The sequence below is a fragment of the Belliella pelovolcani genome (genome assembly GCF_900156785.1).
GTDB lineage: Bacteria > Bacteroidota > Bacteroidia > Cytophagales > Cyclobacteriaceae > Belliella > Belliella pelovolcani.
Genome location: NZ_FTOP01000002.1, coordinates 1 through 22901, shown reverse-complemented (window position 1 = coordinate 22901; position 22901 = coordinate 1). Strand labels below are relative to the sequence as shown.

The 22901-nt window shown below is 36.9% G+C and carries 18 protein-coding genes and 1 pseudogene; 14 read left to right on the top strand and 5 right to left on the bottom strand.

From position 1 onward, the window contains the following. The first annotated feature begins 21 nt into the window (after positions 1-21). The 3 genes from BW935_RS02220 to BW935_RS02205 all read left to right on the top strand — a co-directional run bounded on the left by BW935_RS02220 (position 22) and on the right by BW935_RS02205 (position 4319). Entirely contained in the window at positions 22-795 is a 774-nt protein-coding gene (locus tag BW935_RS02220; protein WP_076498226.1) for an HNH endonuclease, read from the top strand. A gap of 44 nt (positions 796-839) precedes the next feature. After that, positions 840-1445 (top strand): NADAR family protein, encoded by a 606-nt coding sequence (locus BW935_RS02215; RefSeq protein WP_076498223.1) that lies wholly within the window; start codon positions 840-842, stop codon positions 1443-1445. A 411-nt stretch (positions 1446-1856) separates the two neighbouring features. Then, the gene (locus BW935_RS02205; protein WP_076498218.1) at positions 1857-4319 is read left to right on the top strand and encodes a S8 family peptidase; all 2463 of its coding nucleotides are present in this window, start codon (positions 1857-1859) and stop codon (positions 4317-4319) included. On the opposite strand, the gene BW935_RS02200 is transcribed toward BW935_RS02205, so the two are convergent. The 3 genes from BW935_RS02200 to BW935_RS02185 all read right to left on the bottom strand — a co-directional run bounded on the left by BW935_RS02200 (position 4316) and on the right by BW935_RS02185 (position 8673). Next, entirely contained in the window at positions 4316-5383 is a 1068-nt protein-coding gene (locus BW935_RS02200; RefSeq protein ID WP_245802623.1) for an AAA family ATPase, read from the bottom strand. The genes BW935_RS02205 and BW935_RS02200 overlap by 4 nt on opposite strands. 610 nt (positions 5384-5993) lie before the next feature. Then, positions 5994-7517, bottom strand: a complete 1524-nt coding sequence (locus BW935_RS02195; RefSeq protein ID WP_076498793.1) for a reverse transcriptase domain-containing protein — start codon at positions 7515-7517, stop codon at positions 5994-5996. Between the two features lie 856 nt (positions 7518-8373). After that, positions 8374-8673 (bottom strand): hypothetical protein, encoded by a 300-nt coding sequence (locus tag BW935_RS02185; protein ID WP_076498212.1) that lies wholly within the window; start codon positions 8671-8673, stop codon positions 8374-8376. A 395-nt stretch (positions 8674-9068) separates the two neighbouring features. Between BW935_RS02185 and BW935_RS02180 the strand changes: the two genes are divergently transcribed. The 4 genes from BW935_RS02180 (at position 9069) to BW935_RS02160 (ending at position 16879) form a co-directional block, all read left to right on the top strand. Beyond that, positions 9069-9275, top strand: a complete 207-nt coding sequence (locus tag BW935_RS02180) for a hypothetical protein (RefSeq protein WP_076498209.1) — start codon at positions 9069-9071, stop codon at positions 9273-9275. 369 nt (positions 9276-9644) lie between these two features. After that, positions 9645-11165 carry a TlpA family protein disulfide reductase gene (locus tag BW935_RS02170; RefSeq protein WP_084565773.1) on the top strand — a complete coding sequence of 507 codons (1521 nt, stop codon included), beginning with the start codon at positions 9645-9647 and terminating at the stop codon, positions 11163-11165. 20 nt (positions 11166-11185) lie between these two features. Next, the gene (locus BW935_RS02165; protein ID WP_076498792.1) at positions 11186-14422 is read left to right on the top strand and encodes a SusC/RagA family TonB-linked outer membrane protein; all 3237 of its coding nucleotides are present in this window, start codon (positions 11186-11188) and stop codon (positions 14420-14422) included. A gap of 1107 nt (positions 14423-15529) precedes the next feature. Then, positions 15530-16879 carry a RagB/SusD family nutrient uptake outer membrane protein gene (locus BW935_RS02160; RefSeq protein ID WP_076498200.1) on the top strand — a complete coding sequence of 450 codons (1350 nt, stop codon included), beginning with the start codon at positions 15530-15532 and terminating at the stop codon, positions 16877-16879. Between the two features lie 41 nt (positions 16880-16920). Here the strand turns inward: BW935_RS02160 and BW935_RS02155 are convergent, their stop codons facing one another. Both BW935_RS02155 and BW935_RS02150 read right to left on the bottom strand, forming a co-directional pair. Then, on the bottom strand, positions 16921-17163 hold the full coding sequence (locus tag BW935_RS02155; RefSeq protein ID WP_076498198.1) for a hypothetical protein: 243 nt from the start codon (positions 17161-17163) through the stop codon (positions 16921-16923). A 262-nt stretch (positions 17164-17425) separates the two neighbouring features. Beyond that, positions 17426-17851: a MauE/DoxX family redox-associated membrane protein gene (locus tag BW935_RS02150; protein WP_076498196.1), complete on the bottom strand. Its 426-nt coding sequence runs from the start codon at positions 17849-17851 to the stop codon at positions 17426-17428. Positions 17852-18482: 631 nt separating this feature from the next. Between BW935_RS02150 and BW935_RS02145 the strand changes: the two genes are divergently transcribed. The 7 genes and pseudogenes from BW935_RS02145 to BW935_RS02115 all read left to right on the top strand — a co-directional run. Next, positions 18483-19061, top strand: a complete 579-nt coding sequence (locus BW935_RS02145) for a cyclic nucleotide-binding domain-containing protein (protein ID WP_076498193.1) — start codon at positions 18483-18485, stop codon at positions 19059-19061. A gap of 25 nt (positions 19062-19086) precedes the next feature. Further along, a complete protein-coding gene (locus BW935_RS02140) occupies positions 19087-20025 on the top strand; it encodes a terpene synthase family protein (protein WP_076498190.1) in 939 nt (312 codons plus the stop codon). Positions 20026-20107: 82 nt separating this feature from the next. Next, positions 20108-20257: a hypothetical protein gene (locus BW935_RS18280; protein WP_175606627.1), complete on the top strand. Its 150-nt coding sequence runs from the start codon at positions 20108-20110 to the stop codon at positions 20255-20257. Positions 20258-20598: 341 nt separating this feature from the next. After that, on the top strand, positions 20599-20730 hold the full coding sequence (locus tag BW935_RS18755) for a hypothetical protein (protein ID WP_262484348.1): 132 nt from the start codon (positions 20599-20601) through the stop codon (positions 20728-20730). A gap of 65 nt (positions 20731-20795) precedes the next feature. Further along, positions 20796-21803, top strand: a complete 1008-nt coding sequence (locus BW935_RS02125) for an RHS repeat domain-containing protein (protein WP_139325478.1) — start codon at positions 20796-20798, stop codon at positions 21801-21803. Further along, positions 21757-22245, top strand: a complete 489-nt coding sequence (locus tag BW935_RS02120) for a toxin-antitoxin system YwqK family antitoxin (protein ID WP_076498179.1) — start codon at positions 21757-21759, stop codon at positions 22243-22245. Before BW935_RS02125 ends, BW935_RS02120 begins: the two co-directional genes overlap by 47 nt. Before the next feature lie 11 nt (positions 22246-22256). Beyond that, a pseudogene (locus BW935_RS02115) lies at positions 22257-22823 on the top strand (RHS repeat-associated core domain-containing protein); the annotation flags it as partial. Positions 22824-22901 lie beyond the last annotated feature (78 nt).

Below are 22901 nucleotides of genomic sequence, written 5' to 3'. Positions count from 1 at the left end.
ACACTCAAAATTCATTTTACAGTGAAAAAAGGACAGAAACTTTGGACTAGAGATGAATTGATCCTAGCCATCAACCTGTATTGGAAATTGGAGTTTGGTAAAATCCATCAAGGAAATCCGGAAGTAATAAAGTTGGCAGAATTGCTGGGCAGGACTCCGTCATCTATTGTCTTCAAGCTTGGAAATTTTGGCAGTTTTGACCCAAGCCTTCAAGAACGCGGGGTCAGTGGATTGAAAAATACGAGCAAACTAGATGAACAAATCTGGAATGAATTCTTCGGAAATATCCAAGAAGTAGCCTACGAAAGTGAAAAATTGAGAGCGTCATTAGAACAAAAGCCAATAGGAGAATTGAATGAAATCAACATTGAAGAACTTCCTAAAGAAGGCTTAATGAGAGAACAACTGGTGAAAACCAGAGTTAATCAAAACTTCTTCAGAAAAACCATTCTAGCCTCCTATAAAAACACCTGTTGCATCACAGGAATCAATATTCCCAATCTATTGGTGGCTGGCCATATTGTCCCTTGGAGTGTGGATGAAAAAAACAGAATGAATCCAAGAAACGGTATTTGTATCAACCCCCTTCATGATAGGGCTTTTGAACTTGGATATTTGGGTATTGATAGAAACTATAAAATTCATATCTCAACTTCTATTTCAGCGTTTTTAAATGATCAAACCCTACATGATTATTTTAAGAGATTTGACAGGCAAAGTATTCATCTACCAGATAGGTACCTTCCCGATCCTGAATTCTTAGAGTATCATTTAGATGTAAAGTTTAAAGGTTGATTACTTTTCAGGCTTTCCAATTAATTTATAGTAAATTGTCGCATATGAAAATCACAGAAAGAACATATTTGAAATCTGAGGTCATTACTTTTAGAAGTACCAAAGGGTCTTTTGGTGGTCTATCCAATATGGCTCCAGGCTATTCAATTAGAGTCAATGATGTGATCATTCCTACAGCAGAAGCCTTATACCAAGCTTGTAGATTCCCCTTATTTCCAAACATCCAACAAGAAATCATTGAGCAACATAGCCCGATGACTGCAAAAATGATCAGTAGAAAATACCTGTCTAAAACCAGACAAGATTGGGAAGAAATAAAATATGAGGTAATGTATTGGGTGCTTCAGGTAAAGTTATCTCAAAACTTAGAGAAATTTTCTTCAGTTCTAAGACAAACAAGTGATAAACCCATAGTGGAATATTCTGCTAAAGACAAAGACTGGGCCGCTACAAAGAAAGATGATCATACACTCAAAGGTAAAAATGCTTTGGGAAGGTTACTGATGAAACTCAGAGAAGAATATATTTTTAACCAAAAACCCATTGATTGCGTGCCCCCTCCTCCGATTGTTGGCTTTATCCTCTATGGCTCTGCTGTAGAGACCGTCTGTGATCCTACACTTGAATTTGAAGAGGAGGATTATTGTTAAAATTCTGTTTGATGGCCTTTGTATCAAGGATAATGACCATTTCTCATTTTTATAGGATGATCGAAAGCCAATGGATCTATTTCCATGATGATCTGGCGCTCATGAAAGCGCGATTAAGCAAGAAGAGGACAATCTGTATCAAAGCACCAAAATTTTCTGGGTTGTCAGCCTTAATTATTTTAGATTATTGCTAACTACATCTTATTTGCCCAATTGGATAATGATGAAACCTGAGGGGAGTTGTTTTGGACAAAATTATGGAATTCACCCAGTGCCAAGTTGAACTTTAAGACTAGAGAGAAATAGACTACCCTGAGAGATCAGTATTTCACTGGTGGGGTTTATTATAACGTCTAGAAAATAAACTTTAATTAGTTATATTTCATAGTTAAAATCAATTTTTATCTAATTATGGTAGAATTCCCTCATCTAATTTATACCCGACAGCCTGATAAAATAAAAGGTTTCAAGAAAACAAGAGGAAGAGACCCGGAAAAAAAAGAAAATAACTTAGAGTCTGAGGAACCTATATCAGAAGTAAAAAAGAACAGACTTTCCAGAAAATTAGGGGAGTTTATATCTGCCGTAGATGCACGATTAAAAAAAAAGACACTTAAAGTCCCCTCCAATTTTGACCTTATCCAGATTGATTTTCATACAACCTTTGATAAAGGATTGGAGAATCATTTTTATAGCACCTATGGTTTAGAGCCAATTGAGAAATCCAATTTCAATAGAAATGTTCTTTTTAATATTATTGATGATAAGCTTTTCTCCTCATTTGCTGACCACATTAATTCCATTTCAAACCTTAAGCCTAATGAGGATCATAGAAAAAAACCATTTTCCAAAATTGCTCTTATAAGTAACTTCTACCTACTAGATAGCAAGAATAGAAAAGGAGTCCTTTCGGGTAAAGATGGGTATATCCTCAGTATATGTGAAATCTTTCAGCATAGAAAGGCATCGGTTCAACTAGAGTTTTTATTGGATTTTCTGCAATCACAAAATATAGAGATTACTTTTAATAGAGAAAAAACCTTGATTTTTGTGAAAGCGGACAACCCAAAATTGGATCAGGTTTTGGTAGATAATTTTGATGTTATTAGGCTGATTTCCTCTGCACGAGTCCCATTGATCAAACCTGGAGTTGTTGCCACCCCTATAAGAACCTATGGTTTTGAAGTGAGCATATCCGATGATCTACCGATTGTTTGTATTATAGACACCGGGGTTCAAACATCAATTGAGCCTTTTCAAAACATTGTAACCCCTATAGCAATCGATCATACAGGCACTGCACCATCCTGGGATGAAGCAGGTCATGGTACCGCTGTTGCAGGATGCGTTGCATTTGGGACTGACTTTTTTGATAATTCAAAAAAGGTGATTGAAGCTAAGGCAAAAATCGCAGTACTGAAAGTTATCCATGCGGAAAATGATGATCTAAACATTGTAGCATTGCTGGATAATATCCGAGAATTAAACCTCAATTATGACGTTCGAATTTTCAACATTTCTTTAAATCTGCCGGGGTCAAAATCTTATAATGCACCCATTGGAAGATTGGCTTATGAACTTGACAAGCTTGTCTATGAATTGGATATATTAATAATCAATTCAGTAGGAAATTACAGTTTGAATGACTTGGACACCTTAATGCTATTGGGTGAGATGGATCTAAATCTTCATTATCCATCCTTTTTTTATAAAACTTCTCCAGAGATAGAATTTCACATTTGTGAACTCACCAACATTCAGGAGCCTTCTGAGGCAATGAATATCATATCGGTGGGAGCGCTTGCAGGAAATTTCGAAAATGGGGTTACCGACGGAATTACCCCCGCAAAAGAGTATCCTGCATATTATACCAGAAAGTTCCATATGGACCCTAGTATTTTCATCAATGGAAAAAAACTGAAAGACACTCAAGACAACAAGCACCTTAACAAACCTGATTTAGTTTTTGAAGGGGGAGACTATATCAGCTCTGAAGCAGCTATGGAAGTAATTACCAATCCACTAGATCCGAACTCTCCCTACTATGGTAGAATGGCCGGAACAAGTCTTGCCGCCCCACTGATTACCTCTTTGGTCGCTGAATTGCTCAAGGCATATCCAGATTTGAATATGACTAGTATAAAGGCACTATTGATTAACATTGCAGAACCTCCGGCAGGAAAAAAACCACCCCACTTTGAGTCAAAAGAGAGTAAACAAATCTATAGAAAATTAACTGGGCATGGTAGGCCTAACCAAGAAAGACTCTTTGATAATGACAATAATTCGGTAACGTTTATTATTGAAGACAGGGCTGTTTTTGATGAATTTTATACGTTTAATCTCAAATTCCCTGACTGGGTTCTGACCACCAAAAACAAAATAGAAGTTACTGGAACCTTGGTTTATAAATTCTTACCATTGCTCAATAACCATTTAGCCTATTTACCTCTTCATATATCATTTGGTTTTTTTAAACCAGTAGATATTACTGCCCTATCTCAGCAAGACTTGAAAAATTTTCAATTAAAATCTGATGTGTCTTGGGCAGAAGATCATTTCGGGGTAGAAGACAGGATTTTCTCAAATGTCCAAAAGGTATGCTTCAATCTATCCAGTCATCACTTTGAGCCAAATAACCCTAATGTGTCAATAGCAATCAGATGCTATGGCAAATCCCAGATCCCAGAATGGGCAGCAAGACACCTCAAAGAAAACCTGCATGAGTTTTCACTGGTCGTAAGGTTAAAAGAAGTCAAGAAAAACAAAAAATCAAAACTATCAGACTCCTTATACAATGACATCAAACTACTCAATGACCTACATTTAATCTCAGACCTGGAGGCAGGATCTTCCTTGGAAGGTGGAATTTAAGCTTTACCAGAATTTAAAAGAGCAGACCTCTCGTCCTCTATCAATTTTTCCCAGATTGCCTTATCGATTTCAACTTTGGCAGGTATCAAATCCGTCTTAAGCTGATATAGACTGCGTTTCATGGCAGTAATCAGCGTTTTTTGTATACTATAGAATGACAACCCTTTGGCTTTTTGGATTAACTTTTTGATTCCGGATTTAGAGCCCAAAGTAAATACTCCGCGCTTCAGGGTCAATCCGATAAGTTCTTCAATTTCCTTTTCCCCTGGAAGTTCAAATCCAATTTGGGTATCAAATCTTCTCACAAGCGCATCATCTAGCATGCCGACTTGATTGGTAGCCGCAATCACAATAGTAGATTGAGGTAGATAGTCAAACAATTGAAGGATTGTGTTGACAACACGCTTCATTTCTCCATGGTCTTGGCTATAGTCTCTCACTTTGCCCAAAGAATCAAACTCATCTAAAAATAAAATACAATCACCAGAAGCTGCCATTTTAAAAATTCTAGCCAGATTTTTACTTGTTTCTCCCAGCTTGGATGAAACAATAGCTCCTAGATTTACAACCAGTAACATTTTTTCCAATTCTCCAGCAATGACATATGATGCCAAAGTTTTGCCACAGCCTGAGGGGCCATAAAACAGAATTTTATGTGCCACCGGAAGTTCAAGGGCTTCAAGAAGTGATTTTTTTCGGTGTTCAAGAATAAAGTGATCCAGTGATTCTTTGATCTGTGGATTACATATAAGGTCTGATAAGCGATAGTCAGAAGTAACTTGGTCCAGAATCAAATCCTCAACTCCTTTACTGGTTGGGGTTTCGAAGCGAATTCCTGAACTGGTTTTTGAAAGTGATCCTGCTTGGTGAAACCTTATCGCTTCTTTCAGAATGGATTGTAGTTGTATGGCCAGATTGGTTTTTTTTGTTTTTCTGGCATGTTCTATCATCTCCTGAAGGGAATCCTTCAGCTTTTCCTGATCATTTTCAAGACCAAAACGGGCAATATCTTTGATGAAGTCGAATTGTGTCAATGGGAAGCTGGTTTCTTTTTTCACATTCATTTGTGAATGCTTCTAATATAACAAAGTACGTGATTTTAGGTAATAAATTTACACTATATTGTATAATTATATATTAAACTTTTTTCGGCCTGCGGAAAGAAGAATTAAGTACGCCTCTAATTCCAGTGATTAAAAACTAATAAGATTCTTTTTAAACAAATAAAGAAGGAATAAAACCTATTGAGTACTCAAGGTTTATTAATTCATCTAAGTCTTTGGTCTCCAGACTTCAAAATCAAATGCCATAGGACTACCTGCTGCAGGCAGGCATGACCGACATCTTAACCCAGCATTTCAATGCCGGGTCTAAAAACCCAAGACGACCCCAAGCAGTGCCATAAGTACGGCCGACTGTAATACCAACACTTACCATTATGTCAAAACCTCAACCAAAAAACCAAAACAACCACTTCCTAAAATCCACCAACCAGCATACTATTCCACCTAGTAAGCCCTTCACCCTGCGGATGTCAGTCAACAGCCACTAACCAAAAGACCCTGATAGATTTTCACATCAATCAGGGCTCTTTGCATGGACTTTTGGCTAGTGGGCTAAATGTTAAAAGCTGCCCTCCTGTCTTCGCTGCTTTGTTTGATTAAATGGTCGCTGTTACTTAAGTCTTGCTTCATGGAATTTCATTAAATCATTAAATTTTTTCCAAAATTTTCTGCTTTGTCTTTGAACATAATTTTCTCCGTTTATTGATTTCATTGAATCATTTGCTTTGTTAATGTAGCTCAAATAATTCCCCCAATAGTATTCGTTTGTTTTTTCGTAAACTGTCTTGTCCGCCTTTGATGGTCTATAAATAAGTTTTCTTTTTGCTCCTCTGTGTGTAAATCGCTTATAAAGTCTTGATTTGAATAAACTCTTGTCAGGGTTTTTACTGTGAATAGCCAACGATGTTGATTTTTTAAATGAGCTTTTCATTGACCTATAAAACTTTGAAAAGCCCGAAGTTTTTATCAAAACTCTTCGTCCGTCAAACGAAAAGCCCAAATATTCCAAAGTCTGATTGAAATTTGGAGTCTTAGTTTTTTCATCTATCTCGAAACCCGTAAACTTTCCTTTTACATGCTCGAAACGGAAAACCTTTGTCTTGTTTGGTTCAATTTTTAAATCAACGAGAGTTTCAACCTTATCTCTGATTAATTGTATTATTTCATTTTCATGCTCTTGATCGCAAACAATTATTAAATCATCGCTGTATCTCTGATAAAAGCCCCCAATGGAAGAAACTTTTTCAAAGATTTCTTGGTCAAATTCCAACATGTATATATTTGCCAATGTTGCACTAATTGGGCTTCCTTGAGGTATTCCTTCCGAATTGTTTTTTGAAATAACAAGATTTAGGTTGTTTTTGAGAAACTCCTTTTTATCACAATAATGACTTGCTCCTTTTTCTTTGAAGAATTTGCTGTTTTTTATTTGCTTTCTTACAAATTCTGATTTGTTTGAAGAATTTGGAATCCCCTTTTTCACCATCATTGTATTGCCGTAACTTTCAAACAATTGGTCTCCTTCAATGTATTTTATATTGGTAAGAGACCTAAATACATTATAGTGGTCTTGGGGTAGGGTAGTTTCGTTCAGAACCTTAGTCCATTGTTTTTTTAAGATTTTATGATTCAGATTGTCAAAGAATGAAGTTACATCAGCAACGATTGCAGTAAGCTTTTTTGTATTGTTCTTTTGGATAAATTCAAATGTTGATTTTGCAAAATCAATATTGCATTTATTTTTCTTTGAACCCTTTGAAATTGGAATTTTGCGGTATGCAACAACTGATTCATTAAAATTTAGATTTTCGATATACTTCTCGTATGCAGTCGCTAAAATTTCATTGTATTTGGATAGAATTAATGAGTCAAGGTGCGATGCAAAGAAAATGTGACGGTCTTTTGGTTTAGCAAGTTTCCTTTTTCTCTTACCACTTGGGTTTCTTGCTGGGACTTCTTTGTCTGCTCTAAACTTTCTTTTTAGGATTACTTTATGAATTAAAGGAAGAAAACTATGTGTCCTAACCTTTTCGGGATTTTCAACATACTCCTTTACCCAATTATAATCCTTGATTGTAATAGGTAAACCTATATGTGGATACTTCTTTGTTTTAAACCACGTTTCTAATTCCATTTTTTCAAATTTAAAAAAGGGGGCAGATACTAAAATAGTATGTAGCAGGTTAAAAATGTACATGCTCTGTCGAAGCTTTGACCCTCTCTCGAGGGAGGCAACGCTACTCAATTCAGGTATAGAAATTGTTATCTTTGTACGTAAATTCATAAACACAATAAATATGCTTAGAAAATTCATCCGCAGAATCAACTTCAGGGCTTCAACAGTTGTTACGCTGTTGATAACACTTTCCTCATTAATTCCTTTGAAGGAAAATTTGGAAATTGGTATTGTCCTTCCCAGCTAGCGTATATCCTAGACGTGGTAGTATTTTGCAAAACGTATCATTTCGACCCTCTGCCCCCAAAATCTTTGTGTTTATCTTATACAATTTATTTAGTCATTATTTTATTTTTAGCAGTCTCTGTCTGCTCGGGTTGCTTGTAACAATTTCTCTACGACATTATAGCGTAGAGTATTCCAATTCCGTGCGATAGGTGCCATTATGGCGTCTTTACCTGAATTATCAAACCTAACCAATCCCTCTTTAACAAAAAATACCCCCAACAGGGTATTTTCATATTTTATATAACAATCCATTTAAAAAATTACGATTCTGGGTATTTTTTTCAAATTTTAAGGTTTATAGATTGGGAAGTTATTTGTGAAGATTATAGATTCAATCTGTAAATTGAAGAAGTAAATTATTATTGTTTCACCGAAGAGTTATGGAATATTTTGTAAGTAACTGGGAATATTTTTAAAAATGAATCCTGAGGTCAGAAGAGTTGAAAAATTATTCATTGGCTAATATTAGCTTCAAGTCAGGATGAAGATTGGGATAATGAGTGGCTATGGATGAAGTGACTGGAATTTATAATCCGAACTTACTTTTTATTTCAACACAAATAACCTCCAAAATTCTTCTATAATCAGTCCCAACGACTATTGATAGTTTAATTATTTCCTCGATAGAAAGTTTTTCGGGATTGCTGAGTTTATCTAAAAAAGTATAGTAACCCATGTTCAGTTCTTTGGAAAGATTAGTAGGCTTAATCTCATGAAGCCTAGAAAGTGATTTGATAGAACCTTGATTAAAAAGTGCTCCAATTTCCTCAAACTCTTCTTTAAATTTAACCTCTTTAATTGTTCTTTTTTTGTCCTCCTCTTTCATTACCTAAAAGTGACATGACAATCTTATTTCTAAAAGAAAAATTTATGAAACAAAAATAATTATTTGTTATATAGAAATTTTATTTTAAATTTGGGTTAAATACATTGATTAGAAAGTAATTCTAAGTATATGCAGAACCTATAATTAGGAACTGCTCAATGAGTCTCGCTACAAAATCTGGTAAATTTTCCGCGCGAGAGTTCAAAGAGTGGTCCCGATCCCTATTTTTGTAAAATAGGGCGGGCACTCCTTGTTTCTTTTGTGCGGACTATCTAAGGATAGCGGCTTTACCAGAGCCTTGTAACATTAGAACTTGGAGAAATGCCTGCCCTTCCTTTTTTTGGAAGTATTGCTTTTTTCCTTTCTACCGACTCGTTTAAAAACTTTTCAAAAACATGAAAGCGAGCAACACCATCCAGCTTTATATTCTAGATTTCAGAAGGCTTATTTCTGAGAAGCTTGGAATCGTATTGCCTTTCTTGTGGAGAAAAGTAGCCTTCGAGTCCAAAATTGGCATGCTCAGCATGCTAGTACTGAGCTTTGAAATAGCGCTGACAGCGTATGACAGGCTATTTCCACTCAAACCCAAAAATCCTATCTGAACCTATTTTACCTACGACGAGACGAGTCCCCGATGAACTTCGTTTTTCCAACCTATCTACGCTAATGGGTGTGCTCGCAACTTTACTTCCAGCTGCTGCAGAAGCTCAGTAAAGTCTAATACCAATCAATTTCTTAACCAAGTCTAACAGAGGAGATTACTCTGACTGGAAAACCTTTGCCCATACCCGTCTGACGGATATAAACCAGAGGTGTAAAACATACGGTACTTTGCTGATCCGTCTGACGGGTATCCACGGCCAAGCCCCCTTTCCACTCACCAGGCTGTAACGCTTAACGCTTAACAGTTTATCCGCCGCGGCGGACTTAACGCTCCAGCCCTCCTCCCAGACTCCAAACCCCTTCAAAGTATGCAAAAAACATACTCCCTGGCATTACTTTGCCTTTTTATTAGCATGGTTCATGTTCAAGCACAATCAGTTTGGATCTATGGTGAAATCACACCTCCATCTGCCCAAGATGTCTTAACCATTTCTCTCAATACTGGTCAGAAAACTGAATTATTCAAGCAAGAACTCAAACCAGGAAACCTATTTATTGCTGGTTTTGGGAAAGCATATTTCTCTTTTCAGACCCCTACGATTGATAAACCTACCCAGCTATCAGTTCACCTCAATCAAAGGGCTATCATCAATCATTATTGGGTATTCCCTGGTGATAGCATTCAGTTTATGGCAGACAGAAATAAGGGTAGGATAGTATTTGGCGGCCCTGCTGCAAACCAATTCAAAACTCAATTTGAAATCGATTATCTCATTGATGAAAACACCTTTTCCAAGTCTTCCTTTTTTGGAGTCGAGGACAAAGAAAAGTTCTTAAATGACTCATCTAATTACGCTCAATATAGCAGTGCCAATGCCATCTACGGCAGGCAGACGGAAATAGCAAACAATGACATTAATGTCTATATCAAAAGAATGCTCAACGCATACCACCATGACTATAATCCCACTTTAAATAGCTTATACTATCAATTCAATAAAGGAGAACTCTACAAGCTTATGTTTTTAAGTCACTTGGGAAGGGCTATGTTTTTTGTTTCCCAGAGTAGCAGGCTAAAATACAATGAGTTGAACCGCACAGAGCAATTTTCCGATGCAGCAAGCTTGAAGGAAGCTTATAATGATTTTGTGGACTACACTGAATCACTGTTTGAAGACCAGGATTGGACAAGATATAAAGTACTCTCAAGTCAATATTTAGATGGAAAGACAGAGCAAATCATTACAGCAAACCACTTTGGGAATCAGAACCCCAATACCTACCTTAAAAGTTTGCCAAGGGGAGCAGAACGGGATAATTTGATCAACAACTACCTGAATAAGGTCAGCAAAAAAATAAGCGATATCCCAGAGGCAAAAGAATTTTTCCTTCCATTGATAGAAGATGAAGCCATTTCAAAAAATATTAATACCCTTCTCAATGCCCTGCAAAATGGAGGTCAGGTCGACCTATCTCCATTTACTACGCTAGATCAACAGTCCTCAGATTTGAGTGCCAATAGCGGAAAGATTCAGTTGCTAGATCTCTGGTATACAGGTTGTGGAGCTTGCTTGATATTTTATAAAAACATTCTCTTACCACTCCATGAAGAATTTGGTCATCGAGATGATTTCCAAATAGTATCAATCTCTGTTGATCGGAGCTATGATTTATGGGTCAAAAGCGTCAAGGCAAACAAATATACCAATGCCGACTTTGTCAATTTCGCTACGCTAGACCAAAAACATCCTTTCCTTCTCAATTACAATATCCGAAGCTTCCCCCATCACATGCTGATCGGTAAAGACCTGTCCATTTTGAAAGGGACAGATTTCCCAACTGAGCTTGAAGAATGGAAAAAACTTATAGAAACACACCTCAAACAATAATCCACCATAAACAATCAGCCATGAAAAAAATTCTATCAAAATTTTGCTTAACCTGCATCATAAGCATCATTCTCAGTGCATCAGTATTGGCTCAAGAGCAAAGTAATAGAGCTTATGGGACAGTATTGATCTCTGGAACAGAGGAACCGCTAATAGGAGCCACTGTCAAAATCAAGAATCGTAATATCGTTGTAATTACAGACCAAGAAGGGAAGTTCAATTTTCCAATCAATAGGGAGGAAGAAATAACCCTAGAAATATCATTTATAGGATTTGTCAAGCGAGAAATCAATACAAAGCTACCGCAAGAAAATGAGTTGATAATCTATTTGGAAGAAGATAATCTCAATTTGGGAGAAGTACAAGTTTTCGCTACAGGTTACCAAGAAATCCCAAAGGAAAGAGCAACAGGTTCCTTTGTAGGACTTGATCAAGAATTGATTTCTAGAAGAGTAAGTACCAATCTGATAGATAGATTAGAAGACGTAACGTCTGGGTTGATATTCAATCGAAACTCAGGAGCTGCATCCAGTAATGATAGAATTAGTATCAGAGGGAGAGGGACAATATTTTCGGAAACTTCCCCGCTGATAATTCTTGACAATTTTCCTTATGATGGTCCATTGGAAAACATCAATCCAAATGACATTGAGTCCATCACTGTTTTGAGAGATGCAGCTGCAGCATCCATTTGGGGAGCAAGAGCAGGAAACGGCGTGATAGTAATTACCACTAAATCTGGTCAAGAAGGGAAAACCAACATCACTTTCACCTCAAATACCAATATCATTGAAGCGCCGAATTTATTTTATAGACCTCAAATGAATATTGGAGATTTTGTAGAAATGGAAAGAACACTTTTCCAAAGGAATTTCTACAATGCACAAGAAAATTCTATAGCACAAAATGCACTGTCCCCTGTCGTAGAAACCCTGATAGCTCATAGAAATGGTCTTATCTCCGAGCAGGAAGCAAATCAGATGCTAAATGCTTTTAGTAATCAGGATGTAAGGAATGATTTGTCACGCTTTTATCAAAGATCAGCGGTACAGCAGCAGACAGCCTTAAACATAACAGGAGGTACAGCAAGGAGAACTTACGCTTTTAGCCTTGGATATGATAACAACCTATCCTCTGAAATAGGCAATAAAAATGACAGAGTCACCATATCTCAGCGTACCAACTGGAAACTTCTTAATGATAAATTAGATTTCAATCTTGGGCTAAACTATATCAGAAGGTCAATTACCACGGGCACTAACATGCCCACTGTCTCTACGATAGCGCCTTATGTATTCCCTTATTCTCAATTAAGAGATCAAAATGGAAACGTACTTCCTGTTATTCAGAATTTTAGCCAAAGATTTATCAACTCTGTAGCCAATCAGGGTCTTTTAGATTGGCAATACTTCCTATTAGATGAAATAGGTCAATTCGGTGAAAATAATATTCAAAATGAAATTAGGATTACAACTGGCCTAAAATATAACATTAGACCATGGCTTTCGATCGAGTCAAGTTATCAGTATTGGACAAATAGCACTCAAAATGACCATATACAGAGTACAGCATTGTTTCAGACAAGAGATTTGATTAATAGATTTTCCCAAGTCGATGCCAATGGTGACCTGCTAAGGAATATCCCAGAAGGATCTATATATGACTTAAGTATCCAAAATGCATTCAGTCATACTTTTAGAAATCAACTCAGACTCAACAAATCATTTGGGAATAAACTTGATCTAAATGGACTAATTGGTAATGAAATTAAAGATTTTCAAAGCCTTGGGAATAGCATTCGATATTATGGATACAATGATGATCTGGGGATCAGCCAGTCCATAAATTTCTTAGGAAGGTTTCCACAATTTCAAAATCCAGGATCACTTGGTACCATCCCTAACCCTTCTGGACACAATGGAGCTATAGACAGATTTATTTCCTATTACGCAAATGTTGGATTGACCTACAATGATAAATACACCTGGACATTCAGTGCCAGACAAGACGCCTCAAATTTATTTGGTGTAGATGTTAACCTAAGAGCTGTTCCATTATGGTCTAGTGGTCTTGCATGGAATATTTCAGAAGAAAACTTCTTCAATTGGGATTTTTTCTCTTTTCTAAAATTACGTGCAACCTTTGGATCCAATGGAAACATTAACCGAAGTCTATCAGCATTCACAACATCTGGAATTTTGGGTGCTGGATCCAACCAATTGACAAGAATCCCTTTCAGTACAATTAGGAACCCACCAAACGCGAACCTTAGATGGGAAGTAAATAATGTCCTGAATTTTGGGATTGATTTTGACTTAAAAAATGACGTGCTAAGTGGATCAATTGAAACATACTTCAAAAATGGAAATGACCTTATCGGTGACAGCTTTTTTCCCGCAGCAACTGGGGTAACTTCCTTTAGAGGAAACTTCGCAAATACCAGTACAAATGGTGTGGATTTGATGCTGACATCTAATAACCTCAAAAGAGGAATTGTATGGAAGACAACATACCTATTAAGCTGGGTAAAAGAAAAAGTCACAGGATATGAAAATGAAGCTACAATAATTTCATATCTCAATAATGCAGCAGGAAATGGACCAGCTACACCAAGAGAAGGATTTCCACTCTTTTCTCTTTACAGCATCCCTGATGCAGGTCTTGATCCAAATACGGGTGAACCAAGGGGCTTTATTAATGGAGAGCCCAGCACCAATTATACTGGAATAATTTCAAATTTAAGCTTTGATAATGTGAATTATCATGGGCCTGCAAGACCCACAGCCTTCGGATCAATAAGGAATGACTTCTATTGGCAAAATTTCAACTTATCATTCAATGTCACTTACAGGACAGGATACTTCTACAGAGATTTTTCAGTGAATTATGATGAATTATTGAGAGGAAGGATTACACATGCAGACTTTAACCAAAGATGGCAAGAGCCAGGAGATGAATTGACAACAAATGTTCCTGCCTTACCTACTACATTAAACCCTACTAGAGATGTGTTTTACAGACTTTCAGAGTCCTTGGTTAGAAAAGGAGACCACGTTAGACTTCAGGATATCCGATTAGGCTATACTTTCAATAAAACAAGAATCAAGTCCTTGCCTTTTGAAAGTGCTGAAATATATACCTATGTCAACAATGTAGGGATTCTCTGGAAGGCAGAAAAAAATGATCCCTTAGACCCAGATTTCAGAGTTAATCAACCACTCAGAAGCATTGCTGCAGGCCTCCGAATCAATTTCTAATCCTAAATTCTCTAGGTATGAAATCCCTTTACCCTTTGATCCCTCTACAATAAACCAATAATTAATCCCCCCATGAAACATATCAGACCCCCAACTTTAAAACCCTCCAATGCTAAGCCAATCTAAAATCTCCCCGACCCCTCGGGGCTAAAATCTTAAGGCAGCGGCGGGCATATGTCTAACAACAAAAACCAAGTAATGCTAAACTGGGTTCGTGGCGTACCTCATCCGTCACACCCGCCCTGCCTTTCTTCTTGATGAGACCTTTGAGGTTTCCAAAAACCTCGAAGGTCTTCACTAAACCACTACCCCGACCCTTCGGGGCAAATAACCATTAACCCCCAACATTCAAACCTTCCAACTTTCTAACACCTAATAACTCAATTCAACAAATCACTTAATCCACTAATAACTAAAACCATGCTCCCAACCCGCCCCCCATCTTTCCAACTTTAAAACCTTCCAACCTCAAAAGGCCTCCCCGTCTACTTTCCTCATAAGGTTAAACGACGAATATAAACCCAAGTAGTCCGGATACACATACGGTGACGACACTACTGGACGGTGGAGTGGGGGAGTTCACTCCCCAGGCCGGTACCAACCCCAAACAACCGTAACCCCGCCGGCCTCCCTTATTTAAGAGACAAGTGAGACCTTTGAGGTTTCCAAAAACCTCGAAGGTCTTCAATAAACTACTACCCCGACCCCTCGGGGCTCAACTAATCACATAACCAACCCCGACCCCTCGGAGCAACTAACCATTAACCACCAATTTTCCAATCCCTTATAACTAATAACTCAATCAACCATTAACTAAGCATCAAATAACCATCAACCTCCTTTCCCCATGAAACCTTCCAACCTTCCAACCACTACCCCCAATCTTCCAATCTATGACATCAACATTCAAACACGAATCCAATCTTCCAACCCCTAATTCCCAATAACCCAATAACTAATCAACCTCCCGATCCCTCGGGGAACCCTAAAATTAACCCCTATGAGCTTTCAAACACCGTCCCAACCTCCTTTAGAAATTGATATTCTAATTATCTATGACATTGATAAGAGTTCAACAAATCAGAAAACCATAAAAATTTAATAGCTATGAAAAAAACAATTTACTTCTTAATACTTGCAGTAATGATAGCTGCATGCGATGGGTTTTTGGATGAAAAACCTCTCAAATCTATTGTGGTACCAAGTACCATTGAAGACTTTCAGTCCATTTTAGATAATTCAGTGACCATATTTAATAACAACCCCTCCATTGAATTATTCTGTACCGATGATTTCGAGATTCCTGAAAATACAATATCTGGGTTTAACATATTTGCCCAATATGCATACCAATACAGAGATGATGTGTTTGACGGACCATCAGCACCATTTGATTGGGCAAGACCCTATCAACAAATTTATTATACCAATGTTGTTCTTTTGGAATCTCAAAAACTCACACCACAAAATCAATTTGATGAAAGAAGATTGAAGGAAATAAGAGCTCAGGCAAAGTTTTTAAGAGCGTTTGCATATTTAAACTTGGTTACTTTGTTTGCTCCGGTTGCTATTTTAGGGAATGAAAATAATTCTCCAATTCTTCCAATTTTTGAAGAACCAATAATCACGGATAATCCAAAAATTGGAACCCTTTCGGAGATCAATCTACTGATTGAAAACGACCTTTTGGGAGCTATTGATGACCTACCAGAAACAGTTTTATATTTGACAAGACCTTCTAAAATCGCTGGCTATGCATTATTGTCACGATTCTACCATTATTTTGGTAACTATCAAGAATCATTAAAGTATTCAACACTTGCTTTAGAAAATAATGGTCAGCTGATTGATTACAATACCCTGGATTTGGGTAGGGTCAATCCATTTCCAATATTTATGGAAGAGGTTTTATTCTTCAGTTATGCAGGATTCAACACAGGTACTGTTAATAATGCTAATTTCAACATTTCAACTAGCCTTTTAAATCTTTACAAAGATGGTGATTTAAGGTCGCAAGCATATTTCAATACCAATCCCCAAGGAAGACTGATTATGTCAGGACATTATTCTGGATCAAACAGATTCTTTGGAGGGGTATCCTTGAATGAGATTTATCTCAATAGCGCAGAATCCAAAGCAAGAGCCAATGACCTAAATGGTGCCTATCAAGATATAAATGACTTACTTGTTAAAAGGTATGCTACAGGAACCTATGTTCCACCAACATTTACAGATCAAGAGCAAGCTATTCAGTTCATTTTATCTGAAAGAAGAAAGGAATTAGTAGGTCAAAATTTTCTGAGGTGGTCTGATATCAAAAGATTAAATCATGAAGGGATTTATAAAATTGCGATTGAAAGGATTATTGAAGGTCAATCAATTAGCCTTCCTGAAAGAGATGGAGGATATTTCTTCAAAATACCTCTTTCGGAAAGAACTGCAATGGGGTTAAATTAAAAATAAATGGCTACCAAAATGGTAGCCATTTAACCCTAGAACTACAGTTCTTCAAATCTACCTGGTATGGTTTCGGATTCCAAATTTGGCTCCAAATACACACATATTTCCTCAAATGCCATATTACATTGATAATTGACACCTGATACATCGGTAAATGTATCGGTTAAAGGATCATATACAAATGGTCCTTGCTGAGGTTTCGGCTGCGTAAATGCAAAAGCAAATACCGCCGCTAGAGTGAATACTCCTGCACGTAGCAGGATACTTAATTTATTTTTCATAATTTTAACTGTTAAAACTAACAATACTCGGCTGTTTCGATCAATTGATTTGCTAGATGATCTTTTGAGAGGAATGGCCGATTTTGCTTACCCCTGCTGCCGGAAACCCATCACCTGGTGACTACTCCCCGTATTTTTTCCTTCTTATTCCTCTTACCTCCTTTCAATTTCTTCGCTTAACGTTTAACACTTAACTCAATCACCCTATCACTAATCCCCATTCTACCTTTATCCTTCCCCCCCTCCAATCAACTCAATCACCTTAATAACTAATTCCCTTCCCCCTTCTCCAAACCCCGATCCAAGCAATCCCCAAGAGAAACAAATTCAAAACCAAGTGCTCTCCCCATCCAATACTTGATAGAATACCTCCGCATGAACAAGGAACCCTATCAAAAATTCGGAAATAAACCAATGCAACATATAGCGTAAATAACATCATCATCACAAATACCCCATATATCCCAACCACTTGCGTAGGTTTAAATAATAACATCATCCCTAATACCAATTCTGTAATAATTATGAAGTATAAAAGGAAGTTGGCAACTGAATTTGGGAATACCTGATTGTGCATAGCTTGTCTTGTCCCTTCAAAATCATATACTTTGCTGATTCCTGTATACAAGAATACAAATGCCAGCAAATAAGCTATAGATTGCCATATAATATAAGATGATTTGCCCATAATGATCTTATTATGAATATTTTAACTTGATTCAAGTTAAGAAGGTGGGTACATTAAAGTCAAAAAAATCTGGCAGAAAAATCACAGCATCTCAATCTTTCTGCCACCTGTCATAAAAAACAACCAAATCATGAAAGGATTAAATACTAGAAGTCATTTATCTCTAGTTTTGAAATTTCCATGAACAAGGAAATTAACTTAGATCATTTAATAAGCTTGGTTCTGCTTATAAAGACAATTCTTATTAAAGGAGGTATTCATCAAAATTTAAAGAATTTATTCGATAGTTGGCGTTTTTCAGCACGCCCTAACTAGTGAATATCGACCAACGGTTTAATCCATTGTGCTGTAGATCAAATTTTCAATTCAACCAGCGGTATGATTGCAAATCAGTATGTGGTTTTATGCCACATGGCAGAAAATTAAACCAATTTGAGTATTTTTTCACCTAAAACATTGAAATTTAACTATTTATACACCTATTTTAGTAAAAGTTTCGGTTGCTATACTGATTTTTATGATCGGTTTTAGGTCTGGGGAATTACTATTTGCTGTACAGTTTTCGAATCCCCGGGATGAGGGTATAACCTTTTTTGTGACGTGATTTTCAAATAAGCTTTTTATTCCCAGCATGAAAGAATTAATCTACCAGATGAAAGAAGACTATGATAGTATTCTTACAATCAGTTTTGATGCATATCTCGAATTATTTAAGTATTTATCCATTAGGAGATACAAGAAAAATGAAATCATTAAAGACAATTCTCAAATAGAAGTTGCTTCAAGATATATTTCTAAAGGGATTATCGCTCTTTATGATTTAAGCTTAAAGGTTCCAGCCTGTAGAAGGATTTATAGTAAAAGTGAAACTGTCTGCGACATGGAATCTTACTTGACGGAGTCAATTACTTCTTCCAAAATCGTCGCATACACCAATTGTATTGTTTGTGAACTTCCGAAAGAAAACGAATTCAAGGTTATTGACAATATTCCAGAATTTGCAAAACTAGCGCTACGCATTAACCATAGAAATGCCACAAACGAGTTCAGATGGAGACGTCTTGCTTGGAAGAATAAAGAAAATGCCTATTTGGAATTGATGCAATTGTGTCCTGATTTCAGTTCAATAAAAGTCAAAGACATTTGTACAATCATAGACCTTCCAGAGAGAAGCATCTACAGACTAAGACAGAAACTTCGATCAAATTAATTTTAAACCAATAACCTAAAAGGTCATGCATATCATTTATCCTTTCAGTTCTGAAGTCAATCCTAAGGCAGAAATATTAGATGAAATTATACTTGATTGGGCATCTACAATTAGTTTACTGGCAAATGAAGCACAATACCAACTCGTAAAGGAAATGAAGATAAATTGGTTTGCAGCTTATTTATACCCAGGAATTTCATTGCCTAAATTAGTGCCTATTGCCAAATTATTTTTAATGCTGTTTATCTTGGATGATATTTGGGACAATAGACAAACTAATCTAGAATTAGAATCAAGATTCATTGCATTAAAAGAGGATTTGATACTTATTCTTCAAGGTAGAAAACCTAATTTCGAAACCCAATTTACAAAGGCATTTACAGATTTTTTAGGTGAATGGAGGCATATGTCAGGCGACACTCAAATTCGCATTTTCATAGAAGTATTTAAAGATTACTTGAGTGCACAATCATGGGAATATGATTTAAAATTAAAAAATATATGTCCTAGCATGGCTGAATATTGTCAAATGAGGCCTATTGCATCTGGAGCATTGATAGCTACCTATTTTGCTGCTACATTGAATCCAATTCCAGAATCTTTTAGTAATCTTTTCAAGTGCCAATTGAACTTATTAGAGCTGAGAACGGCGGAATTGATTTGTATTTCTAATGACATTACATCATATAAAAAAGAATGGTCAGAAGGAAGTAATCAAAATTACCTGATTATTCTAATGCATACATACAATTTATCATTCGATAAAGCATATAATATCGCTATTAAAAAGCATAATAAGCTTTTATTAGATTTCCTGAAGATCTCTATAGAGCTAAGTGAATCAAATAATTTTCATTGTATTGCTTATATAAATAACCTTAAAAATTTAATCTCAGGAAGCTTCAAGTGGTCGGAAACAGAAACTTCCCGTTACGAAAATATAATCAATGGATCAATTAAATAATCAATTATTCCATAGAAGAAAACCTTCGAACCTTCCAACTTTCCAACCACTAATCTCCAATCTTAAAATTTCTCTCCCCCTAATGCATCAATCCAACAGTCCTCCTCAAATATGGCAAAGTCATGCAGAAGAAACGATGCGTCATATACCCCCAAGACATCCAGCGGATGACCTCCAAGTCAGAGAGATATTCCCAAAATCTCCTGCAAAAAATACGCATATACTTCAATAAAGAATCCCATCAATTCGTCACCATCAAAGAGTTCTCCGAGTTCTCTGGCATCCCCCTAGAGGAAATCGACCCCTACATCGAACGAAATTAAATGAAAATACCTTCTGGTTCAAGTCTTTTGCTTCTCGAAATTTGCCCCGATTCCTCGGGGTTCGAGATAGAGATAAATAGAATTTGTAATTCTAATCAATACCTACCTTCCTGCCCTTTCCGCTATTCGGAATTTGCCCCGATTCCTCGCGCTCCAAAACCAGATAAAAGGAATTTGTAATTCCGATCATTAAAAAACCCGCTGCGGCGCAGGGGTCAATGCCATCACAGTCCTCAATATAATAGATATCATGGCCAAAGACCTCCAAAAGAAAGATGCCCCAGAAGCATATATGGGCTATGCCCTTTATAGCTTGTCCCGAAAGCAAAGCGTATCGGGAATGCGGATAGCAACCTTTATGAATTTGGTAAGCATATTTTGAGCAAAAATGCTGCGAATAAGCATGAAGTTTTGGAAAATAACCTCTATATTCCCCAAGACGGATTTATGGAAACGTTCTTAGTGAATGAAACAGACGAAAACGTATGGTTTGATGACTTTAGCATTATGAGTACTGGCTCTCCAGTGATTCAGGAAACCCACTACGACCCTTGGGGATTGGAGCTTACAGGGCTAGGGTTTCAAGCAAGTAGTATGAAGGTAAATAAGTACCTCTACAACGGCAAGGAATATGTCGACGATCTCAACCTGAACATCTACGACTATGGAGCCAGAGGCTATGACCCTGCGATAGGCAGGTGGGGAGTTGTGGATCCGTTGGCGGAAGAGTATCACGACGTAAGCCCATTTAATTATGCAATAAATAACCCAATTAGATTTATCGATCCGGATGGTAATAGTGTGTGGGATATGACTACAGATAAGGCTCATAAATCAGCTTTGGCAAGCTTTGCTAGAACAAAAGAAGGGAAACGTTTTCTCGCTCAATATGCTAAGGCAGGACAAAAAATAGGGGGTGTCAGATTTAGTAAAGACGGGAAATATTCTCATCAACATGTGGCGTTTTATTCAGCCTCAAACTTGGATGGTGGAGCTCATGGCATGACAAGATCTTTCTTAAGAACAAAGCAAACACCAAAAGGTCTAAAATTAACTGATTTAACTGAGTCAACAATAAGGGAGAATAAGGGTAATTTGGGTAATTTGTCTTTTGCTATTGATATCAAAAAAGGAATAAGTGAAAATGATGCATTGATTACAATTGGCCACGAGGCTTTTATTCATGTTGAGAAAACATCCAATGATGTCAAAGAAGGTCTATTCAGTTTTTTCCATGGAGAATTTGGTTCAGGTTCCGAAAGAGATACAAATTTTTCAATTTTTATGGGAGGTCTTATTGGAGACGAATCTGACCACAGGCTTGCCGTAAATGGTGAAGTTGTTAGCATGGAAAATTTTGTTAAAGAACTAGACAGCCTTTTAGGGGGAAATACATTCTCGAAAAAATATGAAGATTGGAAAAATGCAGAGAAGAAAAGACTTGAGAAAAATTAAGGGTATGGTTATGGAAAAAATAAGTAAATTTTTTTTAGGTATATCCATTATGTTTATCAGTTGTAATCAAAAAATTGAAGTAAAGATGGCAACTCCTGCTCTGAAAATAGAAACTAATATAAAAGGGGAAGTCCAAATGGTAGGATATACTGTGCATGATCAAAAAGAGGGAGAATGGAGAGAATATAGAAATGGAGCTCTATTTTCAATTCGAAATTATAAAAATGGTGTTATGCATGGAAAACAGACAACTTACGAAGTTAATTCATGTAAAATAATTGAGGAAGGTCAATGGGAGGATGGAATTCCTGTAGGTCTTTGGTTTTTTTATCAGGAAGGTGTTTTGGTTTCTATAACTGAGTATAAAAATGAAAATGGTCAAATCGAATATCATAACCCAAAGTTTAAATACGCAGACGAAATACCCCCGCCACCTAATTAAAAAAGAAATACCTCTACAATGGCAAGGAGCTGATCTCTGACCTAAATCTTGGTTTATACGATTATGGGGCTAGGATATATGATCCTACTATTGGTAGGTGGAGCGTTGTTGACCCTAAAGCACATCTTCTACCTTCTTGGTCGCCGTATGTATTCAGTCTGAATAACCCTATATTGTTTATTGACCCAGATGGGCAATTTCCATATACTTTCCATGTGAGAGCTTTTGCACCTACTGGATCATTTAAGGGATCCGGTTTCCATGATGATGGCAGAGGATTTTCTACAAATGCTGGTGCATCATCAAGGATAAAGCAAAACTTTACAGTTGACCCAACAGCCCAAACATTTTCAGGAGGAACACCGACTAGTGATCCGACATACTGGAATGGTATTAATACCGGAACTGCTACAAATAAGGGAGGTATTTCTACACCCGAATTTGGAGCCAATTCACTTGGTAGTGCCACTGCCTCTCTTTCCTCTAATTTTGAGGGTTCTAATCCTGCATTTAAGGGTATCCGTCCGATAAACCCCATATTTTCTGATTTCTGTTTGGTTCGTAATCTTGCGTCATGAAAAAGATTAGCAACGACGAATATTACAAGCTGTTCACCAAGTGGCAAGGATCAGGACTAAGCAAAGCTGCATTTGCAT

Excerpts from the sequence above, each read along its gene's own strand:
- BW935_RS02215 (WP_076498223.1), top strand. The coding sequence starts at position 840 with ATGAAAATCACAGAAAGAACATATTTGAAATCTGAGGTCATTACTTTT.
- BW935_RS02205 (WP_076498218.1), top strand. The coding sequence starts at position 1,857 with ATGGTAGAATTCCCTCATCTAATTTATACCCGACAGCCTGATAAAATA.
- BW935_RS02200 (WP_245802623.1), bottom strand. The coding sequence starts at position 5,383 with ATGAATGTGAAAAAAGAAACCAGCTTCCCATTGACACAATTCGACTTC.
- BW935_RS02195 (WP_076498793.1), bottom strand. The coding sequence starts at position 7,517 with ATGGAATTAGAAACGTGGTTTAAAACAAAGAAGTATCCACATATAGGT.
- BW935_RS02185 (WP_076498212.1), bottom strand. The coding sequence starts at position 8,673 with ATGAAAGAGGAGGACAAAAAAAGAACAATTAAAGAGGTTAAATTTAAA.
- BW935_RS02180 (WP_076498209.1), top strand. The coding sequence starts at position 9,069 with ATGAAAGCGAGCAACACCATCCAGCTTTATATTCTAGATTTCAGAAGG.
- BW935_RS02170 (WP_084565773.1), top strand. The coding sequence starts at position 9,645 with ATGCAAAAAACATACTCCCTGGCATTACTTTGCCTTTTTATTAGCATG.
- BW935_RS02165 (WP_076498792.1), top strand. The coding sequence starts at position 11,186 with ATGAAAAAAATTCTATCAAAATTTTGCTTAACCTGCATCATAAGCATC.
- BW935_RS02160 (WP_076498200.1), top strand. The coding sequence starts at position 15,530 with ATGAAAAAAACAATTTACTTCTTAATACTTGCAGTAATGATAGCTGCA.
- BW935_RS02155 (WP_076498198.1), bottom strand. The coding sequence starts at position 17,163 with ATGAAAAATAAATTAAGTATCCTGCTACGTGCAGGAGTATTCACTCTA.
- BW935_RS02150 (WP_076498196.1), bottom strand. The coding sequence starts at position 17,851 with ATGGGCAAATCATCTTATATTATATGGCAATCTATAGCTTATTTGCTG.
- BW935_RS02145 (WP_076498193.1), top strand. The coding sequence starts at position 18,483 with ATGAAAGAATTAATCTACCAGATGAAAGAAGACTATGATAGTATTCTT.
- BW935_RS02140 (WP_076498190.1), top strand. The coding sequence starts at position 19,087 with ATGCATATCATTTATCCTTTCAGTTCTGAAGTCAATCCTAAGGCAGAA.
- BW935_RS18280 (WP_175606627.1), top strand. The coding sequence starts at position 20,108 with ATGCATCAATCCAACAGTCCTCCTCAAATATGGCAAAGTCATGCAGAA.
- BW935_RS18755 (WP_262484348.1), top strand. The coding sequence starts at position 20,599 with ATGGCCAAAGACCTCCAAAAGAAAGATGCCCCAGAAGCATATATGGGC.
- BW935_RS02125 (WP_139325478.1), top strand. The coding sequence starts at position 20,796 with ATGGAAACGTTCTTAGTGAATGAAACAGACGAAAACGTATGGTTTGAT.
- BW935_RS02120 (WP_076498179.1), top strand. The coding sequence starts at position 21,757 with ATGAAGATTGGAAAAATGCAGAGAAGAAAAGACTTGAGAAAAATTAAG.